The 23,393-nt window shown below is 68.1% G+C and carries 16 protein-coding genes, 1 tRNA gene and 1 pseudogene; 11 read left to right on the top strand and 7 right to left on the bottom strand.

Annotated elements, in window-relative coordinates; translation table 11 throughout:
• The first annotated feature begins 18 nt into the window (after positions 1-18).
• On the top strand, positions 19-747 hold the full coding sequence (locus U9977_RS12850) for an HNH endonuclease family protein (RefSeq protein WP_322749475.1): 729 nt from the start codon (positions 19-21) through the stop codon (positions 745-747).
• A 234-nt stretch (positions 748-981) separates the two neighbouring features.
• On the top strand, positions 982-3,411 hold the full coding sequence (locus tag U9977_RS12845) for an EAL and GGDEF domain-containing protein (protein WP_322749474.1): 2,430 nt from the start codon (positions 982-984) through the stop codon (positions 3,409-3,411).
• A 313-nt stretch (positions 3,412-3,724) separates the two neighbouring features.
• On the opposite strand, the gene U9977_RS12840 is transcribed toward U9977_RS12845, so the two are convergent.
• Positions 3,725-3,807: transfer RNA gene (locus U9977_RS12840), tRNA-Leu, on the bottom strand.
• Between the two features lie 113 nt (positions 3,808-3,920).
• On the opposite strand from U9977_RS12840, the gene U9977_RS12835 reads away from it, so the two are divergent.
• From U9977_RS12835 to pknB, 7 genes are read left to right on the top strand one after another with little or no spacing between them, the layout of a single operon-like run.
• Positions 3,921-5,480 carry an FhaA domain-containing protein gene (locus U9977_RS12835; RefSeq protein WP_322749473.1) on the top strand — a complete coding sequence of 520 codons (1,560 nt, stop codon included), beginning with the start codon at positions 3,921-3,923 and terminating at the stop codon, positions 5,478-5,480.
• Between the two features lie 6 nt (positions 5,481-5,486).
• Positions 5,487-6,011: an FHA domain-containing protein gene (locus U9977_RS12830; protein WP_322749472.1), complete on the top strand. Its 525-nt coding sequence runs from the start codon at positions 5,487-5,489 to the stop codon at positions 6,009-6,011.
• Positions 6,008-7,462 (top strand): PP2C family serine/threonine-protein phosphatase, encoded by a 1,455-nt coding sequence (locus U9977_RS12825; RefSeq protein ID WP_322749471.1) that lies wholly within the window; start codon positions 6,008-6,010, stop codon positions 7,460-7,462. The genes U9977_RS12830 and U9977_RS12825 overlap by 4 nt, the downstream gene beginning before the upstream one ends.
• A 10-nt stretch (positions 7,463-7,472) precedes the next feature.
• Positions 7,473-8,954 carry an FtsW/RodA/SpoVE family cell cycle protein gene (locus U9977_RS12820; protein ID WP_322749470.1) on the top strand — a complete coding sequence of 494 codons (1,482 nt, stop codon included), beginning with the start codon at positions 7,473-7,475 and terminating at the stop codon, positions 8,952-8,954.
• Complete coding sequence (locus U9977_RS12815) at positions 8,951-10,405, top strand: penicillin-binding protein 2 (protein WP_322749469.1); 1,455 nt, start codon at positions 8,951-8,953, stop codon at positions 10,403-10,405. Before U9977_RS12820 ends, U9977_RS12815 begins: the two co-directional genes overlap by 4 nt.
• The gene (locus U9977_RS12810; RefSeq protein ID WP_322749468.1) at positions 10,402-12,114 is read left to right on the top strand and encodes a serine/threonine-protein kinase; all 1,713 of its coding nucleotides are present in this window, start codon (positions 10,402-10,404) and stop codon (positions 12,112-12,114) included. The genes U9977_RS12815 and U9977_RS12810 overlap by 4 nt, the downstream gene beginning before the upstream one ends.
• The gene (gene pknB / locus U9977_RS12805; RefSeq protein WP_416210588.1) at positions 12,111-14,096 is read left to right on the top strand and encodes a Stk1 family PASTA domain-containing Ser/Thr kinase; all 1,986 of its coding nucleotides are present in this window, start codon (positions 12,111-12,113) and stop codon (positions 14,094-14,096) included. The genes U9977_RS12810 and pknB overlap by 4 nt, the downstream gene beginning before the upstream one ends.
• A gap of 54 nt (positions 14,097-14,150) precedes the next feature.
• On the opposite strand, the gene U9977_RS12800 is transcribed toward pknB, so the two are convergent.
• Positions 14,151-14,798, bottom strand: a complete 648-nt coding sequence (locus U9977_RS12800; RefSeq protein WP_322749466.1) for an aminodeoxychorismate/anthranilate synthase component II — start codon at positions 14,796-14,798, stop codon at positions 14,151-14,153.
• A 96-nt stretch (positions 14,799-14,894) separates the two neighbouring features.
• On the bottom strand, positions 14,895-16,652 hold the full coding sequence (locus tag U9977_RS12795) for an AMP-binding protein (protein ID WP_322749465.1): 1,758 nt from the start codon (positions 16,650-16,652) through the stop codon (positions 14,895-14,897).
• 443 nt (positions 16,653-17,095) lie between these two features.
• Here U9977_RS12795 and U9977_RS12790 point away from each other — a divergent pair, with 443 nt between their 5' ends.
• Complete coding sequence (locus U9977_RS12790; protein WP_322749464.1) at positions 17,096-17,356, top strand: cell division protein CrgA; 261 nt, start codon at positions 17,096-17,098, stop codon at positions 17,354-17,356.
• A 156-nt stretch (positions 17,357-17,512) separates the two neighbouring features.
• Here the strand turns inward: U9977_RS12790 and U9977_RS12785 are convergent, their stop codons facing one another.
• A complete protein-coding gene (locus U9977_RS12785; RefSeq protein ID WP_322749463.1) occupies positions 17,513-19,480 on the bottom strand; it encodes a glycoside hydrolase family 15 protein in 1,968 nt (655 codons plus the stop codon).
• Positions 19,481-19,686: 206 nt separating this feature from the next.
• Here U9977_RS12785 and U9977_RS12780 point away from each other — a divergent pair, with 206 nt between their 5' ends.
• Positions 19,687-20,235, top strand: a complete 549-nt coding sequence (locus tag U9977_RS12780; RefSeq protein WP_322749462.1) for a PH domain-containing protein — start codon at positions 19,687-19,689, stop codon at positions 20,233-20,235.
• 94 nt (positions 20,236-20,329) lie between these two features.
• On the opposite strand, the gene U9977_RS12775 is transcribed toward U9977_RS12780, so the two are convergent.
• The 3 genes and pseudogenes from U9977_RS12775 to U9977_RS12765 all read right to left on the bottom strand — a co-directional run.
• Positions 20,330-21,364, bottom strand: a complete 1,035-nt coding sequence (locus tag U9977_RS12775; RefSeq protein ID WP_322749461.1) for a rhomboid family intramembrane serine protease — start codon at positions 21,362-21,364, stop codon at positions 20,330-20,332.
• Positions 21,365-21,394: 30 nt separating this feature from the next.
• Positions 21,395-21,919: a peptidylprolyl isomerase gene (locus tag U9977_RS12770; RefSeq protein WP_322749460.1), complete on the bottom strand. Its 525-nt coding sequence runs from the start codon at positions 21,917-21,919 to the stop codon at positions 21,395-21,397.
• Between the two features lie 250 nt (positions 21,920-22,169).
• Positions 22,170-23,393: pseudogene (locus tag U9977_RS12765) on the bottom strand (GMC oxidoreductase); the annotation flags it as partial.

Genomic DNA, 23,393 nt, shown 5'->3' with positions numbered 1-23,393 from the left:
AACCATGACAACCCCGCCATGTCGACCGCGCGGGCGCTGGCCGTGGGGCTCGCGCTGTGTCTCGGGCTCACCTTCGCCGCGGCCGCCTGCGGCTCGCTCAACGATGCGTCGGCCGCCAACGCCGGCGGGCTCGGGGGCGCCGGACAAAATGGGCAGGTCACCGCCGGGAGCGCCCTCGCGACGTTGGGGTCGATACCGGTCCACGCCGCGACGACCTCGCCGCAGTACCGGCGGGACGCGTTCGGCGATCCCTGGCAGGACGTCGACGGCAACGGCTGCGACACACGGAACGACGTCCTGCACCGGGACCTGACACTGGTGACCGTCAAGCAGGCAGACCCGTGCATTGTTCTGACCGGCGAGCTCAAAGATCCTTATACCAACCGGACGATCCGTTTCAACAGGACGCGGGCCGCTGCCGCCGTCCAGATCGACCACGTCGTCGCGCTGGCGAATTCCTGGCGCACCGGGGCCGCCTCATGGCCATCGGACAAACTGGTCAGTTTCGCGAATGACCCGGAGAATCTGCTGGCGGTCGACGGTCCGGCGAATCAGGATAAAAGCGATGATAATGCCGCACAGTGGCTACCGCCGAATCAGGGATACCGGTGCCAGTACGTGGCCCGCCAGATCGGCGTGAAAGCCCGCTACGGCCTGTGGCTGGAGCCCGCCGAACGCGACGCCATGGCCAAGGTGCTCAGTAAGTGCCGGGCGCAGCCGACGCTCGGCGGGAGGCCCGCCGGCTGACCCCGAACATCCACGTCAACCCCCAGGCGTCACATCGGGCAACTATTCAAGTACAATTAACGTGTTCGTTACCAAGATGGGGCTGGGCGCGAGTAATTCCCAGCCGGCCAGCCTCCAGGCGACCCGCGCGGCCGGGTTGGCTGCACGTAGGTGGCTGCGGGTCGTTGGACGCAGGCAGGTGGCTGCACGTAGGTGGCTGCGGGTCGTTGGACGCAGGCAGGTGGTGAGGACAGCATGGGGCAGGCGGGAGAGCGTCTGGATCTGTTCGACCACCTGGAGATCGGGATGCTGGCCGTCGGTACGACCGATCGCCGAGTGCAGCGGGTGAACGCGGCGACATGCCGGATCCTGGGACGTAGTGAGAGCGAGCTGCTCACCATGAGCTGGGACATGTTGCTCCATCCGGCGGACCGGGCTGCCCAGCTGGTGACCACGCGACAGTCCGCGGCGGGTGGGCAGGCCGACGGGCAGACGTGGCATCAGGCCGACGGATGGCCGGGCGGGCAGCGCGTGGTCCGCTTCGCGCGTCCGGACGGCTCGACCGTGCACGTCCTGGCGACGGCGATACTTCTGCGCGACGGTCCGGACGGGGAGCCGTACTACCTCAGCCAGTTCCAGAACATCACCCAGGAGATGACCGCCCACCACCACCTGCGGCTGTTGTTGGACAACACCCCCGTGGCATTGTTCCTGATGGATCCAAACGGTCGCATCGTGTTCACCGACGGCGAGATGAACGCCGCCCGGGTGGACCCCGATCGACGATCGACAATCGTCGAAACCTTCCAGGACCTGCCCGTCACGCCCATGGCCCGACGTGCGCTGACCGGCGAGCGCGTCTGTGGTGTCATCGAGGCGTACAGCCGCCATTTCGAAACGCACATGGTGCCGATATTCACCGCGGACGGGGCGGTGACATCAGTGGCGGTCGTCGCAACCGACGTCACCGAACGCGAAAAAGCTCTGACAGAACTACGAATCCGCGCCGCTGAACAGCAGATTGTCGCCGACCTCGGCCGCCGCGCACTGACCAGCCTCGAACCCGACCCCCTGTGGACGGCCTCCGCCACCGCAATCGCCGACCACCTCCACACCGACAGCGTCACCATCCACGAACAGCACCCCGGCCACACCGGACCACACCTGGCCGTCCACGTCGGAACACCCCCACCCGGCACCAACGCCCCCGGCGAACTCACCGTCGCGATCGGCCCGCCCGAGCACCCCACCGCCATTCTCACCGTCCACCGCAGCAGCCCGTTCGCCGCCCGCGAATGCGCATTCATCGACGCCGTCGCCACCATCCTCGCCGCCGCCGCCGCCCGCTTCCAGGTCGAACGCGAAGCCCGCTTCCACGCCTGGCACGACAGCCTCACCGGCCTGCCCAACCGAACCGCGCTCCTCGACCGACTCCATCACGCCCTCACCCGCACCGGCGTCGGCATCCTGTTCATCGACCTCGACGGCTTCAAAACCGTCAACGACTCCCTCGGCCACCACACCGGCGACCAGCTCCTGCGCACAATCGCGACCCGGCTCCAACATGCCGTCCGCCCTCACGACACCGTCGCCCGTCTCTCCGGCGACGAATTCGCCATCCTCTGCGGGAACATCACCAGCGCCCCCACCCTCCAGACCATCGCCGACCGCGTCGTCACGGCCCTCGCCCAACCCACCACGCTCGACGGCCGCACTGTCACCATCACGGCCAGCGTCGGTATTGCGATCTCCAGCCCCGAACTCGCCGACCCCGACGACATCCTGCGCGCCGCCGACATCGCCATGTACACCGCCAAACACTCAGGCCGCGGCCATCACCTCCTGTTCGACGAAGCCATGCGCGCCTGCCTCCTAGACCGCCTCACCACCGAAAACGACCTCCGCCACGCCCTGGCCACCCCCGGCGAACTCCGCCTCCATTACCAACCCATCCTCAACCCCACCGGCGACACCATCGGCGCCGAAGCCCTCATCCGCTGGCAACACCCGACCCGCGGCCTCCTGCTCCCCGACATCTTCATCCCCCTCGCCGAAGACACCGGGCTGATCACACCCCTCGGCCGTTGGGCCCTGCACACCGCGTGCCACACCGCCGCCACCTGGACGACCGGACCGCCCCCCATCCCCCCACCGCACATCACCATCAACGTCTCCGCCCGCCAGCTCACCGACCCCGACTTCCTGCCCGACCTCACCCATCTCCTGCACACCACCAACCCCGACGACCGCTACCAGCTCTGCCTCGAAATCACTGAAAGCACGCTCATCCACGACACCGCCGCCGTCACCGCCACCCTCCATGCCCTACGCGCCCTGGGCATCACCCTCTATATCGACGACTTCGGCTCCAGCCACTCCTCCCTCAGCCGTCTGCACCGCCTCCCCCTCGACGGCCTCAAAATCGACCGCCGATTCATCAGCACAATGACCGACGACCCAACCGACCACGCCATCGTCACCGCCGTCATCCACCTAGCCCACACCCTCGGCCTCACCGCCATCGCCGAAGGCATCGAAACCCCCGCCCAGCTCGCTGCCCTCAGCACCCTGCGCTGCGATCTCCTTCAGGGCTGCCACCTCGCCCGTCCGGGACCGCACCTCCCCGCCTTGCAACCCACCACCGGCCCAACCTGGCCCGCGTCCGAAGCCGATCAGCCCCGCTGAGAGTGCCCGGCAATGGTAGAGACGCGGGCAGACATCCCGCTCCCCGAAATGCCGACTAAGAGCGCCCGGCAACAGGGGACGCGGCGTCGCGGGGCTGGGGTGCGTGCATGGCGGAGGAGGGAGGCACCGGAGGTGTTGGTGTCGACCGACGGAGTCGGGGTACCCGTGCATCGCACAGCGATGGATGGGGAGCGATGCTGCGAGGTGCGTGCCCCGGCCCCGCACCGGGGGGTCCGGGGGGTCGCCCCCCCGGGCAGACATCCCGCCCCCCGGAAAGCCGACCAAAGGTCGGCGACCAACATCAACCAACGCGTGGGCGAGGGGGGAGTTGAACCCCCACGTCCGTTAAGACACACGGACCTGAACCGTGCGCGTCTGCCATTCCGCCACTCGCCCGAGTGCGACTATCACGCTATCACGCGATCCACGCGGCCCGAGCCGTGGGCGGCATGAGGCTGGAAGCATACGATCTCAGGGTCGGGAGAAGGCCTGGAGGAGGGGAGGTCGAGATGGGCGTGCTACAGCGCTTCGAACGCCGCCTGGGGGGCCTCGTCGAGGGTGCATTCGCCAAGGTCTTCAAGGGCGGCGTCGAACCGGTCGAAATCGCCAGTGCACTGGCCCGGGAGACCGACGACCGGCGTGCGGTCAGTTCCAACCGCGTGCTCGTCCCCAACGAGTTCGCCGTCGAGCTCGCCGTGGGGGATTTCACCCGACTCGCCCCTTACACTCAGGCGCTCTGCGACGAGCTGGCCGAGATGGTCCGCGAGCATGCCGCCGAGCAGCGCTACACGTTCGTCGGTCCCGTCAACGTGCGGCTCGCCGAGGCCGAAGACCTCGATGTCGGGGTGTTCCGTATTCGCAGCAGCGTTGCCGCAGCCGACCCCGGCGCTGTGGCCGCTCGACGCGGCCCCGCACGCCCACGATCGAACGCTCCGGGGGCGCCGCGCCTATTGATCTCCATCAAGCCCGGGCCGGAGAGCCGGGCCGCCGGGGAGGAGCGCGAATATCCGTTGGACAGCGAGACCACCGTCATCGGCCGCAGCGTCGAATGTGACATACGTCTCAATGATACGGGGGTTTCCCGCCGGCACGGTGAGGTCCGACGGATGCCGGATGGCCAGTTCGTCTACATCGACCACGGCTCGACCAACGGCAGTATCGTCAACGGCCGCGCGGCCAGCCAGGTGCGGCTCGTCGACGGCGACCAGATCGAACTGGGCGCAACAATCCTCGCCTTCCGCCGGGAGGACCCGCGAGACGTTGACGCGAACCGGGCCACTCGGCGTGTTCCAGCCAGCCCAGCGGGAGCACCAGGCCCGTACCCCCCCGCAGCCGTCCCACCGGCCACCGCGGCGGCCGATCCGTACGACCGGCCGGCGGACCCCTACCGGGGTGACCCGCGGCACGGCGGTACCCCGGCCGGCTATCCGTCCCCGCCGGCGGACCCGTACCGGGGTGACCCGCGGCACGGCGGTACCCCGGCCGGCTATCCGCCTCCGCCAGCCGACCCGTACCGCGGGGGCGGGGGCGGGGGCGGGGGCGGGGGCGGCCCATACTATGACGATCCTGGACGAGGTGACCCTCGCAGGGACGGTCAGCGCGGCGGGTATCCACCACCGGCGGAGGCCTACCGGGGCGGCGGCCGACCCGAAACCGGCCAACCCGTAGGGGGGCAGCCGACTTCCCCATATGGCGATCCGTATGGTGGCGGTCCGCGCTACGACGACCCCTACGGTGGGAGGGAAGGCCAGCACCGCGGTGGGACAGACCGTCATGACCCGCGTGACCAGCGGGCTACCCGCATACCCGGCCCACCTCAGGTCGGGCCTGGCCCGACCGTGGCCGGCCCTGGGGTTCCCGTCGGCCATCGCCCGCCCTACGATCGTGCAATTCCAGACGGCCAGCGCGACCCGCGACGCGACGTCCGGCCGATTGATCCCGACGACAACATGCACGAGCAGGAGACGTACCGTCCAGATCAGCTTCCCCCCGCCCCGCGCCGGAGCCCACCCCAGCGCGAGCGACCGGCTGGAGCCGCCCCACCACCTCAGACCGATCGCGGCTGGTAGGCCGCTATGAACGGATCCGCGCCCAGCAACCTGGTGCTACTTGTCGTTAAAATCAGTTTTTTGGTGCTACTGTGGGCATTTGTCCTCGCCGCTGTCCGGGCCGTCCGGCTGGACGTGTTCGGGCCGACAAAACGCCAACAACAGAACCTTCAGGCGGCAGCACGTCCGCTCCGCCCGACGCCCGCCCGCCAAACGCCGCCAGCTCGACCGCCGAGCAAGCCTCCCAGTCGGCGATCGCGAACACCGAGCAAACTTGTCGTTACTAAGGGTCAACTTGCGGGGACGATGCTTCCACTTGGACCGATGCCTGTCACCATCGGACGGGCACAGGATTCAACTCTGGTCCTGGAGGACGACTTCGCCTCGGCGAGGCATGCAAGACTCGTCCCCCACGACGGCCAGTGGTTCGTCGAAGATCTGGGCTCGACCAATGGCACATACCTCGACCGCACGAAGGTGACCAGTCCCATGCCGGTACCTCTCGGCGCGCCGGTCAGGATCGGGAAAACCGTCCTGGAGCTTCACCGGTGAGCCTTAGGCTTCACTACGCCGTTCGCTCGGACGTCGGCCACGTCCGAGAAGGCAACGAGGATTCCGCCTATGCGGGCTCGCGGCTGGTAGCCGTAGCCGACGGCATGGGCGGACACGCGGCCGGTGAGGTGGCCTCCTCCACCGTGATCTCCCAGCTAGCCGACCTGGACGCGGACGTCGGTAGCGGCGAGGTCCTGCACGCGCTGGCGGATTCGGTGGACCAGGCCAACGCCGAGCTGCGCGCAATGGCCAGCGAGGACGGCTCGCTCGAAGGCATGGGCACGACAGTCACCGCGCTGCTGCTGTCGGGAATCAGTCTCGGCGTGCTGCACGTCGGCGATTCACGCGCCTACCTGCTGCGCGAAGGCGTCCTGCGCCAGGTGACCCATGACCACACGCTGGTCCAGGATCTGGTCGACCAGGGACGGATCACCCCCGCGCAGGCCGACACGCATCCACAGCGGTCATTACTGATGCGTGCCCTTGACGGGCGCGACGTCGAGCCGGACCTGTTCATCCAGGACGCGATCACCGGCGACCGGTACCTGCTGTGCACCGACGGTCTGTCCGGGGTCGTGACCGAGGTGACCATCCACGATGCGCTGCTGCTGCCCGGCCCGCAGGATGTCGTCGACAGGCTGGTCGAACTCGCGCTCAAGGGCGGCGGTCCCGACAACATCACGGTCGTCGTCGCCGACGTGGTGGAGGACGATGACGAGGGTGACAACCGCCCGCTGATCGCCGGTGCCGCCGCGGAGAAGCGGATCGTGCCGGGTGCCGCGGCCGCCCGTACCGGCCCGAACCCGCAGTTCCCCGACCACGAGTCACCGGCCGCCAAGGGTGCCAGGATCGGTCGGATCGGCACCCACCGTCGCGACCCGGACCCCGGTGACGCACCCGATGCGGTCTCGGCCCGACGCCATGTCCCCCGGCCGGTACTCGCCGGTCTGTGCGCCGTCGTGCTCCTCGGTGCCGCGGCCCTGGGGGCCTGGTTCTACCTCCACCGGCACTACTACGTGGGTGTGGACGACAACCAGCATGTAGCAATCTTCGAAGGGGTGCCCGGGACCTACGGCGGGATCCCCCCGCACTGGTTCAAGGAGTCCGTGAATCCCGTCATCGCGGTGAGTGATCTCCAAAAGTCCGTAAGCGACGATGTGACCAGTGGTCACCCGGTGAGCAGCCTCGGCGAGGCGCGCGCCTTCGTCACGAACCACCTCAGGCAGAGCCTCAAGAGTGTGGCGGCGGACATCACGGGTTCGACCGCGTCGCCGACGCCGACGCCGTCGGCAACGGCGACACCGACAGCCACCGCGGACGCCGGCCTGACCGGGGAGACGGCCACCGGAAACCCCCAGGCCGGTTCCGGAAACATCCCTGCCTCGGTACCGTGCGGCACCCCATCATTCTCATTGCCCACCTGCGCCCCGTCGCCCGCCGCACCAGGATGACGCCCGCAGGATGACAGGCCTCCCCCCGCTCCGCGGCAAGGCGGTCGACCTCACCGGAACCTTCGCCCGGTCCCCGGTCCCGGCCGGAGCGCAGCTGCCGCCCTATCGCCAGCGGGAGCTGTGGTTACTTCTGTTCGCGGGCCTGCTCGCGACGGCCGCGCTGGCAGCCGTGGTGCTGGCGGTCGACGGGACCATCACCCTGTCGGTCTTCACCTACGGCCTGGGCTTCGGAGCGCTGTGGGGGCTCGCGCACCTCGCGGTACGGCGGTTCGCGCCGGCCGCCGACCCCATCCTGCTGCCGCTTGTCGCGGCCCTCAACGGTCTCGGCCTGGTTATGATCTACCGGCTGGACCTGGCCAGGGCCGCTGCCGCGGTACGGGCCGGTAAACACGTTCCGGCTGGCGCGGCCCAGCTCCAGCTGGTGTGGACGCTGCTCGCTCTCATCGTTTTCGTGCTGGTCCTGGCCGTCGTCCGGGACCACCGGACGCTGTCGCGCTACGCCTATACCGCCGGTCTTGTCGGGTTGGTGTTCCTGCTGCTGCCAGCCATGCCGCTGATCGGAGCGACCATCAACGGCGCCCGACTGTGGCTGCGGATCGGCCCGTTCACCTTCCAACCGAGTGAGATTTCGAAGATCATTCTGATGATCTTCTTCGCCGGCTACCTGGTGAACAAGCGCGACGTCCTCTCGGTGGTCTCCCGATCCTTCCTCGGGATGCACTTCCCGCGCGCCCGCGACCTCGGACCGGTCCTCGTGGCATGGCTGGCGAGCCTCGGTGTCCTGGTCGTCGAGAAGGATCTCGGGTCGTCCCTGCTGTTCTTCGGCATGTTTCTGGTCATCCTCTACGTCGCGACCGAGCGGGCGTCCTGGGTCGTGATCGGGCTCGCTCTGTTCATGCTCGGCGCGGTGCTGTCCTACCATCTGTTCGGGCACGTCCAGGTCCGGGTGGACGGCTGGCTGCACGCGTTCGACGGTGACAACCCCAGCAACAAATCGTTCCAGCTGGTACAGGGCCTGTTCGGGTTCGCGGCCGGCGGAATCACCGGTACCGGGCTCGGGCAGGGCAGCCCGCAGCGGGTTCCGTTCGCCAACACCGACTTCATCGTCGCGAGCATCGGCGAAGAACTCGGCCTTGCCGGGATCATGGCGATCCTCGTCATCTACGGGCTGGTCGTGACGCGTGGCCTGCGAGCCGCCGTCGGCGCCCGTGACCCGTTCGGCAAGATGCTGGCGACCGGCCTGTCCGCGTCGCTGGCCCTGCAGGTCTTCGTACAGGTCGGAGGCGTCATGCGGCTCATCCCGTTGACCGGTCTGACCCTGCCGTTCATCTCCTATGGAGGATCGTCGATCGTTTCCAACGCCGCCATCATCGCGTTGCTGCTGCGGATCAGTGACTCCTACCGGCGTCCGGCGTCGGCCACGCCAGCCGCGCCGCTGTTCGACCCGACCGCGGTGGCCGACAGCCCGACGCAGGTGGTGAAGACAACATGAACGCACCCATCCGCAAGGTCGCCATCGCGTGTCTGGTGTTGTTCGCCGCGCTGCTGGTCAACGCCAACTGGCTGCAGGCCGAGAACGCCGACACCCTGCGGCACAAGCCCGGCAACGCCCGCCAGATCACCGCACGGCTCGAGCGGGAGCGGGGTTCGATCGCCGTGGCCGGCGGTCAGGCGGTCGCAAGCTCCGTCCCGGTGGACGACGAGTACAAGTTCCAGCGGCAGTACCCGGCCGCGAAGCTCTACTCCAACATCGTCGGCTACTACGGGCTGTACACCTCCGCTGGCCTGGAGCGATCCCAGAACGACTTCCTGTCCGGTGAGGACCAGCGGCTGTTCGTGTCCAAGGTCTCCGACCTGGTAACAGGCCACGAACAGCGGGGTGGGAGCATTGTCACCACGTTGGTCCCGCAGATCCAGCAGGTGGCGACCACCGCGCTCGGCAACCGCAAGGGGGCGGTGGTGGCGCTCGACCCGAGAACAGGCGAAATCCTCGCCATGGTGACCAGCCCGAGCTATGACCCGACGCAGCTGGCCAGCCACAACGACACGACGGCCAGTAAGACCGCCCAGGCGCTCAACACCGACCCTGACAAGCCGCTGCTCAACCGCGCAGCCCAGGAGACGTACCCGCCCGGCTCGACGTTCAAGCTGATCACCGCGGCGGCAGCCCTGACCGCCGGCCACCAGCTCGAGGAGCGCATCGCCGCCCCCGACGCACTTCCGCTGCCGCAGAGCCGGACCGTCCTGCCGAACTTCGCCGGCGAACGCTGCGGCGACGGCGAGACCGACACGCTCATCCACGCCCTGACGATTTCCTGCAACACCGCGTTCGCCAAGCTCGGCATCGACCTCGGTGACGCCGCCCTGCGGGCGCAGGCCGAGGCGTTCGGCTTCAACTCGACCGTGCCCGACTTCCCCCTGGCGCAGGTACCGAGCGTGTATCCAACCGCTAAACTCGACGGTGCGCAGACCGCGCAGTCGGCCATCGGGCAGTTCGACGACAAGGTCACGCCGCTGCAGATGGCCCAGGTGGCCGCGGCAATCGGCAACAACGGGGTCATGATGCGGCCCTACCTCGTGTCCGAGCTACTCGGCCCCGACCTGAAGGCAATCAGCCGGACCGAACCCGAGGTCTACAAACGACCGGTCAAGCCCGACGTCGCCGCCAACCTGAACACCATGATGCAGAGCGTGGTCACCAGCGGCACCGGCACCAAGGCGCAGATTCCCGGGGTCGCCGTCGCCGGCAAGACCGGCACTGCCGAGCACGGCGACAACGAGCCCCCACACGCCTGGTTCGTCGGCTTCGCCCCGGCGATCAACCCGACCGTCGCCGTCGCGGTGATCGTCGAGAGCGGCGGCGGCGAGCTCAGTACGGGCGGCGCGGTGGCCGCACCCGTCGCCCAGCAGGTCATGAAAGCTGCATTGGACGCCCGCCGGTGACACATCCAGCCCCGCCGGGCTTCGGCGAACCGTACCCCGGTGCCGCGGCACCGGCCAGCCCGTCGCCAGCGCCTGTCGCGCCACCGCCGGGGTCACTACCGCCGGTCCCGCCGGCTGTCGCGCCGGTAGTCGCGCACCCCTTCGGCGGCTCACCACTGGGCACCGTCCTGGACGGCCGGTACCTGCTGGAAGGACGGATCGCCACCGGCGGCATGGGTGAAGTGTGGCGGGGTCTCGACCAGACCCTCGGCCGTCCCGTCGCGGTGAAGCTGCTGCGTCCCGAATACGCCAGCGACGAGTCGTTCCTCGTCCGTTTCCGCGGCGAGGCCCGGCACGCCGCCCGGGTGTCGCACCCGGGCGTGGCGTCGGTCTACGACTACGGCGAAGTCATCGTCCAAGGTAATCATCCGACCGCGTACCTGGTGATGGAACTGGTCGAGGGCGAGCCGCTGTCCGCGCTGCTGCACCGGGAGAAGCGCCTGTCCCCCGAGAAGACCCTCGACGTCCTCGGCCAGGCCGCGGACGCCCTGCAGGCGGCGCACGCCCTGGGGGTGGTCCACCGCGACGTCAAGCCCGGCAACCTGCTGTTGCGCACCGACGGCGCGGTCAAGGTCACCGACTTCGGCATCGCCCGCGCGGTCGACGCCGCACCGCTGACCGCCACCGGCATCATGATGGGCACGGCGTACTACGTCTCCCCGGAGCAGGCATCCGGGCGGCCGGTGACACCGGCAAGTGACGTGTACTCCCTGGGCGTGGTCGCCTATGAGTGCCTCGCCGGCCGGCGTCCCTTCGACGACCGCAACCCGATCGTCGTCGTGATGGCGCACCAGCAGGACGAACCTCTGCCGCTGCCGCCCGACGTGCCCGAAGCGGTCCGCGGGCTCGTGCAGGCCGCGATGGCGAAGGATCCGGCCCGCCGGCCGGCGTCCGCCGGCGGGTTCGCACACACCGCCGCCGCGATCCGCCGGAGCCTGTGGAGCGCCGACGCGACCCGCCGGGGCGTCGGCCCGGGGGCCGTGCCGCACCCGGGCTCGGATACCACCGCCAGGCGTCCCGGTCCGGCCGGTAGCCGTGGCGGGCCGGACTTCGTGCCGGGGCAGCCCACCCGGGAGCGGCCGCCGTCGTGGACCCGCCAGCCGTCCTGGAACACCGGATCTCCCGAGGAGATCCGGTCCCGCTGGGACGCTCGGTCCAGCTGGAATGTGGAGCCCCACAACGGCCAGCCACGCGACCACGGCGCCGTTCGCGGGTCATTCCAGGAAGCGTCCGACGACGGTGCGGGCCCGGCCGGCGGCACCCCATCCGCGCCCTGGGATGCTCGAACCCACACCCCGTCGTCCGCCCCCACCGGCCGGCCGGACATCGCGCAGTCGGACATCCATGCCTGGCAGCCGTCTCCCGCGAACCGCACCGCGCTCCGGCCGCCCGGTGGACGGGCGGCCCGGCGGCGAGCTGACGGCAGCCACGGCGGCTCGCCGGGCGAGGGCCGACGAAAGCTGTCGCTACCCGTCCTGATTCTCCTTCTGATCGCCACCGTGGCCGTCACCGCGCTGATCACTCGGACGATCGCCGGGAGTAACGGGTCAGCCACAAGCGCACCGCCGCCGAGCTGGGCGGTGCACGTGCCTCGGGCCGGGGGTGGCATCGTCACCAATGACAGCGTGACCGGGAACGACCGGAAGGGCGAGCACGGGTGGCAGGCGTGACTGAGGTGTTCGGGACCGAGCCCCGCCTGGTGGGTGAGCGCTACGAGCTGGGCGAGATCCTCGGTTACGGCGGTATGGCCGAGGTCTACCGCGGTCGCGACGTGCGGCTCGGGCGCGAGGTCGCGGTCAAGACGCTGCGCGCTGATCTCGCACGCGACGAGACCTTCCTGGCCCGGTTCCGACGCGAGGCGCAGTCGTCCGCGGCGCTCAACCATCCCGCGATCGTGTCCGTCTACGACACCGGCGAAGACCTGATCAACGGCATGACCATTCCGTACATCGTGATGGAGTACGTGGAGGGACGCACCCTGCGCGACGCACTCCAGCGCGAGGGTCGGTTCACCGAACGCCGGGCCATGGAAATCACCTCCGACGTGTGCGCCGCGCTCGACTACAGCCATCGGATGGGCATCATCCACCGGGACATCAAGCCCGCGAACGTGATGCTCTGCCTGGACGGCTCGGTCAAGGTGATGGACTTCGGCATCGCCCGGGCGACCGCTGCCACCGCGTCCCACATGACGCAGACCGCCGCGGTGATCGGCACTGCCCAGTACCTGTCGCCCGAACAGGCGCGTGGGATCCGGGTGGACGCCCGCAGCGATGTCTACTCGACCGGAGTACTGCTCTACGAGCTGCTGACCGGACTGCCACCGTTCCGTGGCGACTCCCCGGTCGCCGTCGCCTACCAGCACGTGCGGGAGAACCCGGCGGCGCCGTCCACCCATGACCGCGACATCACCCCCGATGCCGACGCGATCGTGTTCAAGGCGATGGAAAAGGATCCCGACCGCCGCTACTCCACCGCCGGGGAGATGCGCGACGACCTCGAACGTGCTCTTACCGGCCGGCGCATCTACGCGCCACCACTCATGGGCGACCAGCTCGCCACCCGGCTGAACGCACCCGGGCCGCCAACGGGGACGCAGGTGATCTCCCGTGATCGTGACGCCTACTACGGGGACGACTACCCGGACTCCCACGACGACCCCTACGGCAAGACGGCATACGGCCAGAACGCCTACGACCAAACCGGCGGCTACAACCGGGCGGGCGGCGGTGGCACCGGTCTGAGCGACGGCGGCCCGGTCGACGCCGGAGCGCCGCCCGAGCCCGAGCGACGGTCGGCCGCCTGGAAGTACATCCTGGCCGGGCTGTCGGTGGTGGCGGTCTTCGTCATCGTCACGTTGATGGCCACCAAATTCCTCGGTGGCAGCTCGACCGCCAACACCGCCAGCGGCACGACGAAGATCCCGGGAAACCTCGTCGGGCAATCGAAGACCGTCGCCGAGAACAACCTCAACAACGCCGGTTTCACCAACATCCGGTCGAATACCGTCCAGGACAATGCGCCAAAGGACCAGGTCACCGCGGTTGATCCGTCTTCGGGCACCACGGTGGCCAAGACCGCGCAGATCACCCTCAGCGTGTCGGCCGGCCCTGGAGCGTTCACCGTGCCGCCGGTGGTCGGTCTCAGCCAGAACGACGCGGTGACTCAGCTGAAGGCGGCCGGGCTCACGCCCAAGGTGACTTCCTTCACCGGTGCGAGCACTCTGAAGCCGGGCTACGTCCAGTCCGCCGACCCCGATGTCGGAACATCGGTGACCTCCGGCGAGACGGTCACCATCTCCGTGGTCAGCCAGCAGATCACCATCCCGGACGTGACGAGCCAACCGCTCGACGCGGCACAGGCCACCCTGGAGGGGTACGGCCTCAAGGTGATCCAGCAGTCCAGGGTGAGCAGTCAGCCGACCGGCACCGTGGTCGCCCAGAGCCCGCCGAGAAGCAGTTCGGTCAGCCGCACGTCGACCGTGACGCTGTATGTCTCACAGCAGCAGCAGACCGAGACCCAGACGCCGACCCAGACGCCGTCAGCGACGCCGTCCAGTAGTCCGTCGCCCTCCCCGAGCGCGACACCGTCGCCGTCGCCGACGGCCGCCTCCCCGACCTCGTCGAGTACCCGGCGCGGACCTTTTCAGTAGTGGGATCGATCGGGCCCAGGGTCAACGGGCCCAGGGTCAACGGGGGGCACCGGGTCAGACGAAGGCCGTCTGACGCAGGGCTTCGACCTCTGCTGACAGCGCCGGCGCCAGCGCGAGCGCCATGTCGTCCCCGCAGACCGACAGCCAACGGGCCAGCAACAGGTGGCCGCCCTGGGTCAGTACTGATTCCGGGTGGAACTGGACGCCTTCCAGCGGCAGGGTCCGATGGCGCATCGCCATGACCACACCGCTCTCGGTACGCGCGGTCACCTCGATCTCGTCCGGCAGCGTTGCGGCATCCACCGCGAGCGAGTGATAACGCGTCGCGACAAACGGTGACGGCAGGTCCGCCAGCACACCGGTGCCGGCGTGCTGGACCACCGACGTCTTGCCGTGCAGCAGCTCGGGCGCCCGGTCGACCGTGGCCCCGAACGCCACCCCGAGCGCCTGATGGCCCAGGCACACCCCGAGCATCGGGACGCCGGCCGCCGCGCACGCGCGCACCATCGGGACGCTCACCCCGGCCGCCTCCGGCGTTCCCGGCCCGGGTGAGACCAGCACCCCGGCGACACCGAGCGCGACAAGATCGTCAACGTCGACCTCGTCGTTGCGGCGGACGACGCTGTCCGCGCCGAGCTGGCCGAGATACTGTACCAGGTTGAACACGAACGAGTCGTAGTTGTCGACAACCAGGATCCGCATCTGCCTGTCCCCTCCGCCTATCCCTGTCCGGAACCGGCCGGATGCTCCGGCGGATCGCGGCGACGCCGCTCGACCATAGTGACAACCAGCAGGGCTTCAGCCGCCGGCAGCGTCCGGATCCGGCTTGCCCGTCCCGACGTCGGCCTTCTCCGCATCCCGCAGCGCCCTGCGCAGGACCTTGCCAATTCCGATCTTCGGCAGTGGCTCGGTCCGAAATTCGAAGATCTTGGGAACCTTGTACGCGGACAGCTCCTTGGCTGCGTGTGCCCGCACCTCGTCGACGGTGAGCGACGCACCGGACCGCAGCACCAGAAAGGCCTTGACCGTCTCACCACGGTAGGCGTCCGGGACGCCGATCACGGCGACCTCGGCGACCTCGGGTATCGCCAACAGGACCTCCTCGATCTCGGTCGGGTAAATGTTGAATCCACCCGCAATAATGATCTCCTTCTTCCGGTCGACGATCTCGAACCAGCCATCGGCGTCCATCCGCGCGATGTCACCGGTGAGGATCCAGCCATCCTCGGTCAGCGTCGCTTTGGTGGCCTCCGGGTTCTCCCAGTAGCCGGCGAACACCTGCGGACCCCGCACCAGCAACTCACCGGGTTCGCCCACCGGCACTTCCCGGGTGGGGTCGTCCCTGTCGACGATTTTCGCTTCGGTGGACGGGACGGGCAGCCCGATCCATCCCGGGCGTGTCGTACCTCCCAACGGACCGGCGTGAGTCAACGGTGACGTCTCGGTCATGCCGTATCCCTCGACGACCGGCATACCGGTCGCGGCCTCCCAACGCCGCTGAAGATCGGCGGGGAGTTTCATCGCGCCGGACAGGCAGCCCCGCAGCGAGGTGAGGTCGACGCTCCGCGCCCGTGGGTTGTCCAACAGGGCCTGATAAATAGGCGGAACGCCCGGGAAAAGCGTCGGACGGTGCCTGACGATGGCGTCGAATACCATGGTCACGTCAAACTTCGGCAGCAGGACGACGTGCGCACCGAGCACCATTCCCTGAATCAGGCACAGCGTCATGCCGTAGGCGTGGAACATCGGCAGTACCGCAATAATCACCTCGTGGCCGAGGCGGGCGTCGACGATCCAGGCCCGACCCTGCTCGCCATTCGTGACGAGATTTCGGTGGGTCAGCATCGCGCCTTTGGCCGTTCCGGTCGTTCCCGTGGTGTACAGCAGGACTGCGATGTCGGACGGGGCTGCCTGGGCCGAGGTGCTCACCGGCTCGGCCCGGCCGGTTCTCAGCACGTCCAGAAATGCGTGTGCCCGGGCGTCCGCAGGCAGATCCGTCACAATCTCGGCACGCCTGCGCCGCGCCTTGGCGATCGGTAGCCGCAGCAGCAGCTGGTCCTTTTTCGGCAGGAAGTCCGGAATCGAGGTGGAGATGACCTCGCGCACCCTGGTCCGGCCGGATCGGCGGGCCGCCTCAACCGCCGCGTAGGTCCGGTCGAGGCAGATCACGTACTCCGCTCCGCAGTCGGCGAGCTGGTGGGTGAGTTCGGCCTCGGTATAGAGGGGATTCGCCTCGGCCACAATTGCGCCGAGCCGTACCGTCGCCTGGAAAGCGATCACGTGCTGCGGACAGTTCGGCAGGATCAGCGCTACCCGGTCACCCACCCGGACGCCCAGCTTTACAAGGCCGCCGGCAAATGCCCCGACCTGTTCGTCGAGGACGCTGTAGGTCGTGGTAGTACCAAAGAAGGAAATCGCCGGACTTGTCGGAAACCTGGCCACGACATTCTCGAACAACTGCCCCAACGTGATATCAGGGACCTCGACCTCCCTGGGGACACCCTCGACATACGACGACTGCCACGGCCTGTCAGCATAGGTGGTGGATTCGGTCATGACGGTCTCCCGCTCGGTTGTCGATCCACCTGGCATCGCGGGCACACTCCTAGTCAGTTTGCGGTTGAGCGTCATTCTGGCAAGGAAACGAACGGGAAACAGCTCGGAGCTCCCGGCGACGGGGACGCGGCAGGTAGGGCGGCAGCGGGAGTGCCCACCGTGGATGCCGGGGAGTCGCCGGCAGCCTGGGCGTCGGCCGGACCGGCCCGCCTTCAGAGATCGTGCCGACCTGACCGAACGTGTCCGACTGTACGGACCTGGCCGAACGTGTCCGACTGTACGGACCTGGCCGGACACGTTCGCAATGGCCCGTTCGGCCAGGCGTGAGCCCGGGCCTGTCTACCCTGTGGGACAGGTGGTCCGCAGTATCCCGGCCGATGCCCTCGGCCGGGATAGCCCCGGCCAGCCCACGAAGGTCGTCACGGTCCTCAAGGAGCCTCGAAGTGCCCGTTTCCCGGCGTCGCAAGAAGAAGTCGACCACGTCATCACCGCAGGTCACCCAGGTCCGCAAGCACAAGCCGCCGTCGCCGCCGTGGGTGGGCGTAATGATCCTGGCACTCTTCGCCATCGGAGTCATCTGGCTGTTGGTCTACTACTTCTCCAACGGCAACGTCCCCGGACTGGACAGTCTAGGCGCCTGGAACATCCTGATTGGGTTTGGTTTTGTCGTGGTTGGCCTTGGAGTGGCTACCCAGTGGCGGTAGCGCATACCAGTAGTGTTCCCAAAGAGTTCCACGGCTGTCATTCATCCCCAACAGTTGTCCACAATGTGGATATCGCACTGTGGTGGCTCACAGCTTGCACCCGCGACCTGCCGATCATCGCGGTAAGCAACAAAAGCGTTACGCGGAGCACCGGACTCACGGGGCACTGGGCTCAAGGTCCACTGGTGTGAGGCCGGTGGCCCCTGAGCCCTCCTCGGCCCGAATCACGTGCATGACCGCGTTGATGAGGGCCAGGTGGGTGAACGCCTGCGGAAAGTTCCCCAGATGCCGGCCGGTGCTCGGGTCGAGCTCTTCGGCGTAGAGATCCAGCGGGCTCGCGAAGCTCAGCAGCCGCTCGCAGTGCTGCCGGGCGGCGACCACCTCGCCGATCTCCACCAGGGCGGACACCAACCAGTAGGAGCACATCAGGAAGGCGCCCTCCTCCCCCACCAGTCCATCGTCGGTCTCCTCGACCCGATACCGCAGGACGAGACCGTCGACCGTGAGCTCCGCGGCAATCGCGAGGATGGTGGCCCGCACGCGCGGATCGTCCGGCGGCAGGAATCCCAGCAATGGCATGAGCAGCAGCGAGGCATCCAACGGCTTCGCGTTGTAGCACTGGGTGAACACCCCCCGCTCGTCGAGACCATTCGCGCACACGTCGGCATGGATCTCGTCGGCAACAGCGGCCCAACGGTCCGCGGTCTTCGAATCCCCGCGCATCGCCGCCAGCCGCCGGCCACGGTCGACGGCAACCCAGCACATCACTTTCGAGGACGTGAAGTGCCGCAGCTGCCCGCGCACCTCCCAGATGCCGCAATCAGGCTCCCGCCAGTGTTCGGCTGCGGTGTCGACCAGCTTGACCAGCACCGGCCACAGGCGCTCGGAGAGGTAGTCCCGTGACCGGGTATGGAGGTAGACCGAGTCGAGGATCGCACCCCAGAGATCATGCTGGCGCTGGGAGAACGCGGCATTGCCGACCCGGACCGGAAATGCCCCCTCATAACCGGACAAATGCCCAAGCACCCGCTCATTCAGCCGACTTTCGCCGCCGACGCCATACATGATCTGCAGGTCGTCACCGTTCTCGCAGACGTCCGCGATGAACGAGAAGAAGTCATTCGCCTCGGAATCGAGGCCCAGGGTGTAAAGACCCCACAGGGTGAACGTGGAGTCACGGATCCAGCTGTACCGGTAGTCCCAGTTGCGTTCGCCCTGCGGCGTCTCCGGCAGAGATGTGGTGGACGCCGCGAGCAGCGCACCGGTGGGGGCGTAGGTCAGGCCCTTGAGCGCCAGTGCGCTGCGCTGCAGATGCTGGCGCCACGGGTGGTCCGGGAAGACGCCACGCGAGAGCCACTGCCGCCAGAACGCGGTTGTCCGCGCCACCGCCGCCACCGCCTCCGTGTAGCTACCCGGCAGGAACGGGTCGCTCGCCCGCCAGGTCAGGGCGACGAATGCGGTTCCGCCTTCGGTCAGGGTGGTTCGGGCATGCGCCCGGCGTCCGTCGAAGCCCAGGCGCAGGTCGGTGCGCAGTCGCAGGGTCAGGTCGCCATGCTGCCCGGCATGGGGGTCGGTATGGCCCGAATCAGCCTCCTTCCCATTACTAACAGTTACAGCACTGCCGTAGTCCGCAGCCTCATATGCCCAGCCGGCCGGGCGGCAACCATAGTCGAAGTTCGGCTCGCACAGCAGCGTCAGGTCGACCGAGCCGTGCTCGCAGCGGGCGAGCCGGAGCAGGACATGTTCGGCGTCCCAGTCGGTCGGCGTGCGCCGGTGGGTGTTGGACCGCTGCGCTGTGCGGTGCCAACGTCCGACAATCAGACAGTCGGTGACGATGAGCCAGCCGTTTGGCGTCTGCCAGGTCGTCTCCAGGATGTTGGTACCCGGCAGGTAACGACGCCCAGCTGGGATCATCGTCCGGTCAGGTCCGAACCGAAAGCCGCCTGCGGACCGGTCGAGGATCGCGCCGAAAACCGACGGAGCGTCCGGCCGTGGCAGGCACATCCACTCGATGTTGCCGCTCGGCGCGACCAGAGCAGTGGTCTCACAGTCGGAGAGGAAGGCGTACTCGGCGATGGGTGGGAACGGGCTCGTACTGCCACGCCTCGTCGGTGATGATTGCACGTTCACTCTCCTCCTGCGTCCACGCACCCCACCGGACGGGACGCGCCGGACATCGAACAGGCCGTCATCTGGCGTGACGGCAAGACAGCGGATAGTAACCGTCATGACGATGAGGCCCGCGCAGGCCGCGCCCACGGACGGAGATCGGGATCCCGTGCCCGACCCGGCCGGCCAACCAGTGGTCGGGATGTGCTGTGCTGGGTGACATGCGGGACGACGAATTCGGTGCCGCCGGAGGTGGTGCCGACGAAGGTGGTGCCGACGAAGGTGGTGCCGATCAATCCGGTACCGATCAATCCGGTACCGATGGGATCATCGACTCTCACATCTGGTCACCGCCGTGGTGGCGAGTGATCGTCTATGCGGCGGCCGGCATGGTGGTGCTCGCGGTCGCGGCGATCGGCTCTCTCGCGTTCCGGCTTGGTTCACTGGACGGCCCAGGCCGCCTACTGGTGGCGATCGGCGGGGCCGGCCTGATCGTACTGGCCGTACGGGACGCCCTCGCCCGGCCCGCACTTCGGGTGGACGACGGTGGCATCGACCTGGTGGACGGGATCCACCGGCTGCATCTACCCTGGGCCGCTGTACTGCGGGTACGGGCCGACATCCTGACCCACAACCGTCGCGGCGTGCACATACGCGTTCTCACTGTCGAGACGCTTGACGGCCCCCTGCTACTGAGCCGTCGCCAGCTCGGCACCGAACCCGAGCGGGTCGCCGCAGCCGTGGAGGCGGTCCGCCGTCGCCACGGCTGACACATCCGCCACATCTGACACATCCGCTACCGGACGAACACCGCCGGCGGCGGCGCGCAGCAGGTGCGCACATCGGGCGTCCGTCATACGCGCGTCATACGCCCACGATCGCGGCTACGAGCAGTGCGGCGAGAACGCCGCCCACGGCAAGCGTCTGCAGCCAGACCCGACGCGGTGGGATGTAGGCGTACACCATGCCGACCACCAGACCGGTCACGAGGCCACCGATATGCCCCCACTTGTCGATCCCACTGATAGTGAAACTGATAATCAGATTGATGCCGACGACGACGAGGATCGCCGACGTGTCCGCCTGCAGCCGCCTGGCGATCACGTAGTAGGCCGCGAAGAACCCGAACACCGCGGTGGACGCCCCGACCGAGTAGGTGCTCCAACCATTGATCAAATAGCTGAGCGTGTTCCCACCGACGGCGCACACCACAAACAGCGCAAGGTAGCGCACCCGGCCGAGAATCTGCTCCAGCTGGTATCCGAGCAGGTAGAGCGCGTACATGTTGAGCAGGATGTGCAGGATGCTCGCGTGTAGGAACGCGGCGGTCAGTAACCGGTAGTACTCGCCGTTGACCTCCATGGCCAGCCCGTTGAGCGCAAAGTCCCGGGTGAAGGCGTTGTCCACACCGCCGCCGAGCCCCGGCAGTCCCTGGAGGATGTACGCGGCCACGCACATCCCGATGAGCACCAGGGTGACCAGCCCGGGACGTCCCTGCACCGCCCGTCCGCCGAGCCGGGTACCCGGTCGCCGGGAGGAACCACCGGCGCGGCGGCCGTGCGCGCCGGCATCTTCCGGGCAGTGGAACCCGACGTCCGCGGGACGCATGCAGTCGGGGCAGATCGCGCGTCCGCACCGCTGGCAGGACACGTACGTCTCGCGATCCTGGTGTCGGTAGCAGCGCGGGACGATCGGATGTTCGCTACCGCGTCCCGGCGGGCCGCCCGCGGGCTGGGCGGTTGGCGTCCAGCCATCCGCCGGACCAGCCTGCCCGACCACGGGACGCCAGCCGCCGGGCTCCGATGGTTGTCCGGTCGGCTGACCGGGACCGACGGGCTTGCCGGCCGAGGCGGCAGACCCGCCGTTCGGCTCCGACTCCGACCACGGTGAGTTCGTCACGCCGGCCCCGACCTGTGCCCCGCGCCCGACTCAGACCGGACGACGTTCGACGACGACCTGGCGTACCACGACGTCGGTGGCGGGGCGGTCCTGTGCACCCGTCGACGCCTTGCTGATCGCGTCCACGATCTCAGTGCCCCGCATTACCTCACCGAAGATCGTGTGCTTGCGGTCCAGCCACGTCGTCGCCGCCACGGTGATGAAGAACTGGGAGCCGTTGGTACCCGGACCCGAATTCGCCATCGCGAGCAGATACGGGCGGGAGAAACGCAGATCCGGGTGGAACTCGTCGGCAAACTTGTAGCCTGGGCCACCGCGGCCGCTTCCCAACGGGTCACCGCCTTGGATCATGAAATCCGGGATCACCCGGTGAAAGATCGTTCCGTCGTACAGGGGGGTCGTCTGCTTCTCGCCCGTCCGCGGGTCGGTCCACTCCCGCGTACCGGTGGCGAGACCAACGAAGTTCGCGACCGTCTTCGGCGCGTGGTTCTCGAACAGCAAGATCTCAACGTCACCCTGAGTCGTCTTCAGGGTGGCGTACAGCTCCTCGGCCATGAGCCTTCTCTTCCGTCGTGTCGGTAGTGGCTGATCGCTGGTGGCTGCGGGTGTCGCACCGCGGGTCCAACGACCGCCGTGGTCTCGATACTCCGCCGATCGTATGCGTCTGGGGCCCGACCGAAGGCGGCGCGATCGTCATTCCCGCGCCGCCGCAGGCCCCAGTAGACACAGCCGAAGGCGGCGCGATCGTCATTCCCGCGCCGGCCGGGGCGGCCCACGACATGCCGGCATCTGTTGCCAGGCGCGCTTACCCGCCCGGCAGATGACGGTTGGTGACCGCATGTTCCGGAAGGTCATGTTCCGGACAGCCACGTTCGGGAAGGCCCACGGTGTAGGCGGCCGGGGCGTGTTCCGGCACGGCCGGGCGCACCGGGCGCACCGGGCGCACCCGCTCGTAGGGTGCCCCGATCGCTGGGCGCCGGTCGGGTTCGCCCTTGTTCGGCCACAGCGAGATCGCGCGTTCGGCCTGCGCCACGATCGTCAGTGACGGATTGACCCCCAGATTGGCCGCGACCGCCGCACCGTCCACCACATGCAGGCCGTCATATCCGAAGATTCGCTGGTAGGGATCAATGACCCCGCTGGCCGGGGAATCTCCGATCGGGGCACCACCGAGGATGTGTGCGGTCAGCGGAATGTCGAAAACCTCCGTCAGCGTGCCACCGGGAAACCCGCCGATACGCCTGGCGATGCGCCTGGTCGCGTCGTTGCCGGCCGGAATCCAGCTTGGGTTCGGCTCCCGTGACCCTGCCTGCTGGTGAGTCTGGCGCGGCCGAACCGACCCCGCCGTCGGGTGACTGTGAGCGAATTGTCCCGCGATTGCATGACCAGTGAAATCATGGCACGTTCCGACCATCGCCACGGCATCGGCGCCGAAAGCAGCGACAACGGATGCCGCAGCGCTGCTCGTACAAACATGACCCATCGCGGCATCCGATGATCGCCGTCGGTCATGAGAGTGGCCAGCAAGGCCATCGCATTACTACCCCGGCCGTAGCGGACCGGCTCGATATGGGTGTCCGGGGCCGGGTAGAACGAGGACGTGATCGCGACCCCGCGGGTGATCCGGCTGTCCGGCCGGAATCTGGTGGCTCCGATGATTGATTCTGAATTCGTGCGGGTAAGCTCGCCGACCCGGGGCGACAGCGCCGGCAGCACGCCGGTATCTCGCATGGTGAGCAGGAGCCGAACAGTGCCGAGGACTCCACCCGCGAACACCACCTGGCCCGCATGCCACGTCCGCCGGTCCCGACGGACCCAGGATCCCGTGCGGACCGTACTGACCTCGTACCCGCCGGCCGGCAACGGACGGACAGCTTCGACCTGAGTGTCGGGAACAACCTGGACGCCGAGCTTCTCAGCCAGGTAGAGATAATTGTAGTCAAGGGTGTTCTTGGCGTTCCAGCGACAGCCGGTCATGCATTCACCACATTCACGACAGCCGGTACGGGTGGGCCCGACACCACCGAAG

The organism is Protofrankia sp. Cas8 (genome assembly GCF_963555845.1).
GTDB lineage: Bacteria > Actinomycetota > Actinomycetes > Frankiales > Frankiaceae > Protofrankia.
This window is presented reverse-complemented; position numbering and strand designations above follow the sequence as displayed.

Bases quoted from the DNA above. Each gene is read 5' to 3' on its own strand.
- U9977_RS12820 (WP_322749470.1), top strand. From the start codon at position 7,473: ATGACAGGCCTCCCCCCGCTCCGCGGCAAGGCGGTCGACCTCACCGGA.
- U9977_RS12850 (WP_322749475.1), top strand. From the start codon at position 19: ATGTCGACCGCGCGGGCGCTGGCCGTGGGGCTCGCGCTGTGTCTCGGG.
- U9977_RS12830 (WP_322749472.1), top strand. From the start codon at position 5,487: ATGAACGGATCCGCGCCCAGCAACCTGGTGCTACTTGTCGTTAAAATC.
- U9977_RS12780 (WP_322749462.1), top strand. From the start codon at position 19,687: ATGCGGGACGACGAATTCGGTGCCGCCGGAGGTGGTGCCGACGAAGGT.
- U9977_RS12795 (WP_322749465.1), bottom strand. From the start codon at position 16,652: ATGACCGAATCCACCACCTATGCTGACAGGCCGTGGCAGTCGTCGTAT.
- U9977_RS12835 (WP_322749473.1), top strand. From the start codon at position 3,921: ATGGGCGTGCTACAGCGCTTCGAACGCCGCCTGGGGGGCCTCGTCGAG.
- U9977_RS12770 (WP_322749460.1), bottom strand. From the start codon at position 21,919: ATGGCCGAGGAGCTGTACGCCACCCTGAAGACGACTCAGGGTGACGTT.
- U9977_RS12815 (WP_322749469.1), top strand. From the start codon at position 8,951: ATGAACGCACCCATCCGCAAGGTCGCCATCGCGTGTCTGGTGTTGTTC.
- U9977_RS12845 (WP_322749474.1), top strand. From the start codon at position 982: ATGGGGCAGGCGGGAGAGCGTCTGGATCTGTTCGACCACCTGGAGATC.
- U9977_RS12800 (WP_322749466.1), bottom strand. From the start codon at position 14,798: ATGCGGATCCTGGTTGTCGACAACTACGACTCGTTCGTGTTCAACCTG.